Source organism: Streptomyces sp. NPDC056948 (assembly GCF_042674225.1).
GTDB lineage: Bacteria > Actinomycetota > Actinomycetes > Streptomycetales > Streptomycetaceae > Streptomyces > Streptomyces purpurascens.
This window is the reverse complement of the sequence record NZ_JBHUQX010000039.1, coordinates 25,820-33,839: the sequence shown is the minus strand read 5'-3', so window position 1 is coordinate 33,839 and position 8,020 is coordinate 25,820. Positions and strand designations below refer to the sequence as shown.

Sequence of the window (8,020 nt, the reverse complement as noted above, 5' to 3'; positions counted from 1 at the left end):
CTCCAGGCGGCGCCGTATCCGCACGGCGCGCTCACTCGCGCCTCCGGCGCCCGCTGCCTCAGTGGCTGAGGTCGGCGGGCCCTCCTGGACACTCGTCATCCCACTTTTTCCTTCCAAGGCACGAGAGAGGGAGCGGCGTCAGTTATCAGTGAGCATGCCCTCGCGCAGGCGTGCCAACAGGCGCGAGATGAGGCGGGAGACGTGCATCTGGGAGACGCCGAGGCGCTCGCCGATGTCTTTCTGGGTCAGCTCGTCCACGAACCGCCAGTGGATGATCTGCCGGTCGCGCTCCTCCAGTTCGGCAATCATCGGTGCCAGCGCGTGGAAGTCCTCGACCAGCGCAAGTGCGGCGTCGTCGGTGCCGATGAAGTCCGCGAGCACGGCCTCGCCGTCCTCGCTGCCGTTGATGGCAGCGTCCAGGGACGACGAGTTGTAGCCGTTGGACGCCAGACGCGCCTCCACGACCTCGTCCTCCGGGAGGCTCATCAGTTCGGACAGTTCCTTGGTGGTGGGGTTGCGGCCGAGCCGACTGCGCAGTTCCTCGGTGGCCCGGGCCAGCTGCATACGTGCTTCCTGCAAGCGCCGGGGCACGTGCACGGCCCAGGAGGTGTCACGGAAGAACCGCTTGATCTCGCCGACGATGTAGGGCACGGCGAAGGAGGTGAACTCGACCTCGCGAGTCAGTTCGAACCGGTCGATGGCCTTGATCAGGCCGATCATGCCGACCTGGACGATGTCCTCCATCTCCTCCGGCCCGCGGCTGCGGAACCGGCCGGCCGCGAAGCGGACCAGGGACATGTTCATCTCGATGACCGTGTTGCGCGCGTACTGGTACTCGGGCGTGCCCTCCTCCAGCGTCGCGAGCCGGTCGAAGAACAGCCGGGACAGCTCCCGCGCGTCCTTGGGCGTCACCTTCGACGGATCCGCTATGTCCGGCAACCCGGTGGTGCGCTCAGCAGTCTCCACGGTCGTCGTTGTCACGTCTTCCCTCCCGGTGAACCCGCCATGTGCCCGTCGGCTCGCGCCGACGTAGCTGCGGTTGCCCTGTCCGTCGCCGTGCATGCCCCCCCTTCTTGCGGATCGTCGGGACCGCTTGGTCGTCGTCGATGTCCTGGCCGCCGGTGAAGGCGTTGCCCACGGCGCGGTTGCCGGCTTGGACGCCGTGCCGAGCCTTCTTCTCCGCCCGGGACGACCCGGCATAAAAGCCATCGCGCATGGCGCCGCACCCCTGGGGCAACCGACAGACACGTCTCACGTTCAGGAGTCTCAATATGATGATCGTCGGAATCGTCGCTGTGTGCGTCGTACTCGCGATTCTTGCTTTCCTCGTGCCGCGCCTGTCCCGCCATCCACAACGCGGTACCCAGCGCACGCTCGGCGCCGGTTCACGGGCCGGCGGGAAGGCTCCCGGTGTCCTGGGTCGCGCTCTCAGCAAGCCCTTCCGCAGCGGTTCCAAGGCTGTCGGTCGCAGCGGTTCGGCTGGTCGACGGGCCCGTGGCCGCATGCCGTTCTGACCGGCGCGGTGTTTCGTCGTGAGCATTACCAGAAGGAAGGGTCCATCACCCTCACCTGGAGGGACGGCGCTGGCCGCGCGTCGACTTCCATAATGGAAGAAAATGGTCGAAAGCATACGCCAAGACCGCGGAGGCGTGGCGATGGGCGGCAATGCCGAGAACGACGAGGGCTCCGTCGAGGAGTACGACGACGAGCACGGTGACGAACTCGACGCTGAGGAAAGTGACGAGTACGCCGATCCCGAGGCTTACGACGAGGAGGACGCAGCCGGTGAGAGTCCTGATGTCTTCCTCGACGTTCCGATCCTGAAGGTCGACGAGATCGACCTGGACGTCGAGGACCTGCGGGCGCATGTCTCGCTGCAGGCCGAGGTGCTGGATCTGCTCAAACTGAACGTGGGCGCCGACGTCGCGCTCGGCCGGGTGCACCTGGGCATCTCGGGCGTCGAGGCCCAAGCCCAGCTCAAGGTGCGTCTCCACCACGTCGCAAAGATCATCGACCGCGTGCTCACCACGCTCGACCGCAACCCGGAGATCCTGCACGAGCTGGCGCGTGGAGTCGGGTCCGCCGTGCAGGATGTCGGCGGCGGAGCCGGTCAGGCCGTGGGGGAGGTGGGTACGGGCGCCGGAAGGGCCGTCCAGGAGGTCGGCCAGGGTGCGGGGACCGCCGTCCGGGACGTGGGCCAGGGCGCCGGAGCCGCCGTACAGGATGTGGGGCAGGGCGCCGGAGCCGCCGTACAGGATGTGGGGCAGGGCGCCGGAGCCGCCGTACAGGACGTGGGCCGGGGGGTCGGATCCGTGGCGCAGGATGTCGGTCAGGGAGCCGGGAGGGCCGTTCAGGACGTGGGCGGTGGTGCCGGGCGCGCGGTGGAGGACGTCGGTCATGAGGCGAGCCGGACCGTCGGAAGCGCCGGCGAGGTGGTGGGCGGCACCGCCGGGAGCGTGGCCGAACAGGCCGCGGGCGAGACGGAAGCGGCAGGCGAGACGGCACGGGAAGGCGGCCACGCCGTCGCGGACGCCGCGGAGACGGCGAAAGCCACCGCGGAAGGGGCCGAACCGGCCGAGCCGCGTGCGGCGCCCAAGGGCGCGGACGGAGAGCGGGGGCGAGCCGGCCGGAGCCAAGGCGGCACCCGCACGCGCCGGGTGCGCGGGGAGGACGGGAAGCTGCCACCGAGGTCCAGTCGCCGTCATGCCACCAGGAAGCCTGAGGAGCCGCCCTGAACGCGAGGCGCGGGAACCCGGAGCCCGGCAGGGGACATCTTGTTCCGGTCGACGGTCCACGCCGAACGGCTCCGCTTCACGCAGGAACCCCGGACAGCCGTCCGCTTCCCCGGCACCAGGAAGCGAGAGTCGACGAGCCACAGCGTCCGCACCCACCTACCGGACCCGGTCATCCCTGGTCAGGAATACCAGGACGTCACCGTCGCCTACCACCTTGCGACACGCCTCACCAGAGAGCGAGCACCCCGCCGGCCACCCTGACCAGGTCCGCCATGGATTCCGGAGTCACCCCGCTCCACGGGCAGGTGGCGGAATGTCAGGTACCGCGACGGGACGGAGCACCATCAGAGAGTCTTCCTGGCGGGCCACCATCGCAAAGGAGAACCTGTCGATTTCCAAGCAGAGCTCGACATCGTCAGGGTGGAATCCGCTCCGCAGCCCGCCGGCGAGGTCTGCCGCGGCGCGAGAAGTCCTGGCTCGGTGGAGATACGGGGCCGCCTCTGTCTCGCCTCCGGTCATGCACTGACCAATGTATTCGGCGCAGGCCAGGTCCTCGTCTGCCTGGCCTCCCTCGCCGGTGACAACGAAGGTCACCGGACCGGAATCCTTGTTCCGCAGGAACCGCGCGGTCGGGCCGGCCACCACGAAGCTCGCGCACAGGACCAGCGGCGCGTCGGCGACGGCCAGCGCGCCCACGGTTCCTGCCGTCGTCTTCTGCACCAGCGTGCGGCCGGCGAAGTCGCATGACCTGAGCAAGCCGGGTGAGTTCACCGCGTCGAAGCCCGCCGCTGGAGCTCCGTCCTTCAGAGCCAGCCAACCCGAGTGGCTCTCCTTCAAGGCGAGTGCCTCACTCTCCGTTTCGGCCAGGACGATCCTCTCGACGCCACGCGAGAAGGCCCAGGCAGCCACGGTGAAGGCACGCATGACGTCGATGACGACTGCAACACGGGGAACGTCGGTCAACTCCGGGATGCCGACGAAGTGATGATCCATCGCACCATTCTGCCGCTCCGCGCGCAGAGCGTTTACAGCCAACCGTTGCGCTTGAAGCCGCGGTGGATGACGAAGCAGGCGATGGCGATGACGGTGAGGGCAAGGGGGTAGCCGAAGCGCCAGCGCAGTTCGGGCATGTGGTCGAAGTTCATGCCGTAGACGCCGCACACCATGGTGGGTACGGCGATGATCGCGGCCCAAGCGGTGATCTTGCGCATGTCCTCGTTCTGGGCGACGGTGACCTGCGCGAGGTGGGCCTGGAGGATGGAGTCGAGCAGGGCGTCGAAGGAGTTGATCTGCTCGGTGACGCGGGTGAGGTGGTCGGCGACGTCCCGGAAGTACGCCTGTATCTCCTTGTCGAGGCAGCCACGGGGTTCGGTGGCGAGCCGGTCCAGGGGGCGAGCGAGCGGGACGACGGCCCGCTTCAGTTCGAGGAGTTCCCGCTTGAGCTGGTAGATCCGGCCGGCGTCGGCGTTGCGGGGACTGCGCGGGGAGAAGACGTCGGTCTCGACCTGGTCGATGTCGTTCTGGACGGCGTCGGCGACCGTGACGTAGTCGTCGACGACATGGTCGGCGATGGCGTGCAGCACGGCGGAGGGACCATGGGCCAGTTGCCGGGGATCGGCTTCGAGATCCTCGCGCAGGGGGCCGAGGGAGCCGTGGCGGCCATGGCGGACCGTGACGACGAAGTCGGGGCCGGTGAAGACCATGATCTCGCCGGTGTTGACGACCTCGCTGGTGGAGGTCAGCTCGGCGTGCTCGACATAGGTGACGGTCTTGAAGACGGCGAAGAGGACGTCGCCGTACTGCTCGACCTTGGGACGCTGGTGGGCGTGGACGGCGTCCTCGACGGCGAGCGGGTGCAGGCCGAACAGTTCCGCGATGCCGGCGATCTCCGCCTCGCCCGGTTCGTGCAGGCCCAGCCAGACGAAGCTGCCCCGGTGCTTGCGGACCTGCCGGAGGGCGTCCTCCACCGAGTCCGTTCCGGGCCCGCGGAGACCGTCGCGGTAGACGACGCAGTTGACCACCGTCGAGCCGAGCGGCGAGCGGGCCGGGTGGCTGAGGTCCACGCGGCGGCGACTGCGCCGCGCCAGGTTCGCGACTTTGCGCAGGTTGCCGACCATCGACATGCGGGCTTCTCCTTCACCGAACCGTCGGGATCCGGACAGTGTGCCAAAGAGCGATATGGCGAAGGTCAGAGCCAGCGCTTCTTGCGGAAGACCAGGTAGACGAGGGTGACCAGGGCCGCGGTGGTGATCACCATCGCCGGGTAGCCGAACAGCCATCCCAGCTCGGGCATGTGGTCGAAGTTCATGCCGTAGACGGCCGCTGTCGCGACGGGGATGGCGATCAGGGCGGCGGCCGCGCTGATGCGGCGCACGTCGTGGTTCTGCTGGACGCTCGTCTGGGCGAGGGCCATGGTCAGGGCGTTGTCGACGAGTTCGGTGAGCACGGTGACCCGTTCGGCGGCCTGGGCGAGGTGGTCGGCGACGTCACGGAAGTACGCGGCCAGCTCCCGGTCCACGCCGGGGACGCGGCGCTCGGCGAGATCGCCCAAGGGCTGGGCCAGCGGCGCGACGGTGCGACGGAGTTCGAGGAGCTCGCGTTTGAGCTGGTAGACGCGGCCGACGTCGTGTCTGGCGTCCGGGGAGAAGGCGTCGAACTCGACCTGGTCGGCGTCCGCCTCCAGGGCGGCGACGACGTCGAGGTACTGATCGACGACCGTGTCCGCGATCGCGTGCAGCACCGCGACCGGGCCGTGGGCCAGCCGCCCGGGGTCGGCTTCCAGGCTGGTGCGGACACCGCTCAGGTGCCGGGCGGGGTCGTGGCGTACGACGACGATGAAGTCGCGGCCGACGAAGGCCATGATCTCGCCGGTGCCGACGATGTCGGTGGTGGGCGTCAGCTCCTCGTGTTCGAGGTAGACCGCGGTGCGCAGGACGAGGAAGAGGGTGTCGTCGTAGCGCTCCAGCTTGGGTCGCTGGTGGGCGTTGAGGGCGTCCTCGACGGCGAGCGGGTGCAGGCCGAAGGCCCGGGCGACGATCTGGAGCTGGTCGGCAGTCGGGGCGTGCAGGCCGATCCAGACGAATCCGCCAGGGGTGGTGCGGGTGGCGTCCATGGCCTCGTCCAACGGCAGCCGTCCGGGCCTGCGGCGCCCGTACTCGTACAGGGCACAGTCGACGACGGGGATCTCTTGCCGAGGCGTGTCGTGGGCCGTCATGGCTCACCTCCTTGCGGGACGCGGGTGTCGCGCGTGCCGCGATTCCCACGATTGCACGGAAGCGCACGCAGCGTCATGGGACGTGGAGCGGGCCGAGCGGTCGGTGGGGGTGCTCAAGGCGGTCGCCGACCTCTCGCGCCACCCGATGCCATGGGGGGTGTGAGGGCCGGCGAGGGAAGAGCGCGGAGAGGGGCGAGCACCTCCGGGCGAGGGCCGGGCCCAGGCTCGCCCGGAGGTGGTGTGTGGGGGGGGCGCCGTGCGGGCTACAGGCCCACGTCCCGGCTGCGGATGTCGTCCAGGGACTCCCGGCGTACGAGGAGCCGGGCGCGGCCGTCCCGGACGGCGGTCACCGGCGGGCGGCCGACCAGGTTGTAGCCGCTCGCCATCGACAGGTGGTAGGCGCCTGCGACGGGGACGGCGAGGAGGTCCCCGGGGCGTACATCGTCGGGCAGAGGGACGTCGGCGGCGATCACGTCACCGGCCTCGCAGTGCCGGCCGACGACGGTCACCAGGGCCGGGGACGCACTGCCGCGTCGGCCGATCAGGCGGGGCGCGTACCGCTCCCCGTACAGCGCCGGCCGGGGGTTGTCGCTCATGCCGCCGTCGACGGCCACGAAGGTGTGGCCTCCGGTGCGCTTGACGGACAGGACGTGGTACAGCGCGATGCCCGCCGGGCCGGCGATGGCCCGCCCCGGCTCGATGATCAGGCGCGGCACGGTGAGGCCGGCCGACGCGCATGCCTCGGTCAGCTCCGCGCGGACCTTGCGGGCCAGGGTGGTGAGGTCGAGGGCCTCGTCGCCGGGGCGGTAGGCGATGCCGTGGCCGCCGCCGAGGTCGAGCTCGGGCAGGACCAAACCGTGCTGCTCGTACAGCCGGGCCATCAGCCCCACCATGCGGCGCACGGCGGAAAGGTAGGGCTTGACGCTGGTGATCTGCGAGCCCAGATGGCAGTGCAGACCGGTCAGTTCGAGCTGGGGCTGGTCGAGGATGCGGGCGATGGCGTGCTGGGCGTAGCCGTCGGAGATCGACAGGCCGAACTTCTGGTCGTCCGTGCCGGTGCGGATCTTGGCGTGGCCGCCGGCGCTGATGCCGGGCACGACGCGGACCATGACCTTCTGGTGGCCGTCGGGTCCGACCGCGGCCGCCAGCCGGGCGATCTCCGAGGGGCTGTCGATGACGATCCGTCCGACGCCGAGGCGCAGTGCGGTGTCCAGGTCGCGCGGGGACTTGGCGTTGCCGTGCAGGACGATCTTCTCGGGCGGGAAGCCTGTGGTGACCGCGAGTTCCAGCTCACCGGCCGAGCAGACGTCCAGGCCCAGGCCTTCCTCCTCCGTCCAGTGGACCATGGCCCGGCACAGGAACGCCTTGGCGGCGTAGAGGACTTCGGCGTCGGGGAAGGCGGTCCGGTAGGTGCGGCAGCGTTCGCGGATCTCGCCCTCGTCCAGGACGTAGACGGGGGTGCCGAAGCGGTCCGCGATCTCCGCGAGCGGTATGCCGCCGACGGTCAGGTCGCCCGGACGGGGTTCGGTGGTGGAGGCGGGCCACACCGACAGGCTGTCAGCGGTGGTAGCGGTGACCGCGGGTTCGTGGACGGTCGTCATCGGGTGATCCCCTCTCCTGCGATCAACAGCGCCAGTGCCGAGACGAGTGCCGCGGCCTCTTGGAGTGGCGGCGCCACGGACTTCGCCGGTGCGCCGGCAGGGGAACGGGCGCCGGTCCGTGCGGGCGCCGGTGCGCAGAGCTGGGGGTCGACCGTGAGGGTGGTGACGCCGAGCGGTGCGGTGAGTGCGCGCAGCGCGGGCTCGGCGAGCCTGATCCACTTCTGGTCGGGGCCGAGCGTCTCGGCCAGGGCGCGCCGGGACGTGAATCCGACGGTCGTGCGCTCACCGAGTGGTGTGCGGAAGAGACGGGCCACGCACCCGCCTGGTCCCGGCCGGACGGGCACGAACAGAGGTCCGGCCGGGAGGCGATCGGAAGGCTCCGGGTCTTCACCGGGCAAGAGTTCTGGCATGGGACGCCTCCTGGAAGGGACCGGCTGACGGACGACCCCGGTGCGGGGATCCGTACCGGG

Annotated in this window: 8 protein-coding genes; 2 read left to right on the top strand and 6 right to left on the bottom strand. The window is 70.0% G+C overall.

Annotated elements, in window-relative coordinates; genetic code table 11:
• Window positions 1-138: 138 nt before the first annotated feature.
• A complete protein-coding gene (locus tag ACFTZL_RS07695; protein WP_382579450.1) occupies window positions 139-981 on the bottom strand; it encodes an RNA polymerase sigma factor SigF in 843 nt (280 codons plus the stop codon).
• 290 nt (window positions 982-1,271) lie between these two features.
• Here ACFTZL_RS07695 and ACFTZL_RS07690 point away from each other — a divergent pair, with 290 nt between their 5' ends.
• Both ACFTZL_RS07690 and ACFTZL_RS07685 read left to right on the top strand, forming a co-directional pair.
• Window positions 1,272-1,514, top strand: a complete 243-nt coding sequence (locus ACFTZL_RS07690; RefSeq protein ID WP_382579448.1) for a DUF6411 family protein — start codon at window positions 1,272-1,274, stop codon at window positions 1,512-1,514.
• 102 nt (window positions 1,515-1,616) lie between these two features.
• Window positions 1,617-2,735, top strand: coding sequence for a hypothetical protein (locus ACFTZL_RS07685; RefSeq protein WP_382579446.1), 1,119 nt, complete (start codon window positions 1,617-1,619; stop codon window positions 2,733-2,735).
• A 285-nt stretch (window positions 2,736-3,020) separates the two neighbouring features.
• Here the strand turns inward: ACFTZL_RS07685 and ACFTZL_RS07680 are convergent, their stop codons facing one another.
• The 5 genes from ACFTZL_RS07680 to ACFTZL_RS07660 all read right to left on the bottom strand — a co-directional run bounded on the left by ACFTZL_RS07680 (window position 3,021) and on the right by ACFTZL_RS07660 (window position 7,960).
• Window positions 3,021-3,728, bottom strand: a complete 708-nt coding sequence (locus ACFTZL_RS07680; protein WP_382579444.1) for a 2-phosphosulfolactate phosphatase — start codon at window positions 3,726-3,728, stop codon at window positions 3,021-3,023.
• Window positions 3,729-3,760: 32 nt separating this feature from the next.
• Window positions 3,761-4,858 carry a magnesium and cobalt transport protein CorA gene (locus ACFTZL_RS07675; RefSeq protein ID WP_382579442.1) on the bottom strand — a complete coding sequence of 366 codons (1,098 nt, stop codon included), beginning with the start codon at window positions 4,856-4,858 and terminating at the stop codon, window positions 3,761-3,763.
• Between the two features lie 65 nt (window positions 4,859-4,923).
• Complete coding sequence (locus ACFTZL_RS07670) at window positions 4,924-5,949, bottom strand: magnesium and cobalt transport protein CorA (RefSeq protein WP_382579440.1); 1,026 nt, start codon at window positions 5,947-5,949, stop codon at window positions 4,924-4,926.
• Between the two features lie 263 nt (window positions 5,950-6,212).
• On the bottom strand, window positions 6,213-7,550 hold the full coding sequence (gene lysA / locus ACFTZL_RS07665) for a diaminopimelate decarboxylase (protein ID WP_382579439.1): 1,338 nt from the start codon (window positions 7,548-7,550) through the stop codon (window positions 6,213-6,215).
• Window positions 7,547-7,960, bottom strand: coding sequence for an SAV_915 family protein (locus ACFTZL_RS07660; RefSeq protein WP_382579437.1), 414 nt, complete (start codon window positions 7,958-7,960; stop codon window positions 7,547-7,549). The genes lysA and ACFTZL_RS07660 overlap by 4 nt, the downstream gene beginning before the upstream one ends.
• Window positions 7,961-8,020: the final 60 nt, after the last annotated feature.

What these genes read in the sequence shown, in the direction of transcription:
- ACFTZL_RS07690 (WP_382579448.1), top strand. Translation starts at nt 1,272, where the DNA reads ATGATGATCGTCGGAATCGTCGCTGTGTGCGTCGTACTCGCGATTCTT.
- ACFTZL_RS07685 (WP_382579446.1), top strand. Translation starts at nt 1,617, where the DNA reads ATGGTCGAAAGCATACGCCAAGACCGCGGAGGCGTGGCGATGGGCGGC.
- ACFTZL_RS07680 (WP_382579444.1), bottom strand. Translation starts at nt 3,728, where the DNA reads ATGGATCATCACTTCGTCGGCATCCCGGAGTTGACCGACGTTCCCCGT.
- ACFTZL_RS07675 (WP_382579442.1), bottom strand. Translation starts at nt 4,858, where the DNA reads ATGTCGATGGTCGGCAACCTGCGCAAAGTCGCGAACCTGGCGCGGCGC.
- ACFTZL_RS07670 (WP_382579440.1), bottom strand. Translation starts at nt 5,949, where the DNA reads ATGACGGCCCACGACACGCCTCGGCAAGAGATCCCCGTCGTCGACTGT.
- lysA (WP_382579439.1), bottom strand. Translation starts at nt 7,550, where the DNA reads ATGACGACCGTCCACGAACCCGCGGTCACCGCTACCACCGCTGACAGC.
- ACFTZL_RS07660 (WP_382579437.1), bottom strand. Translation starts at nt 7,960, where the DNA reads ATGCCAGAACTCTTGCCCGGTGAAGACCCGGAGCCTTCCGATCGCCTC.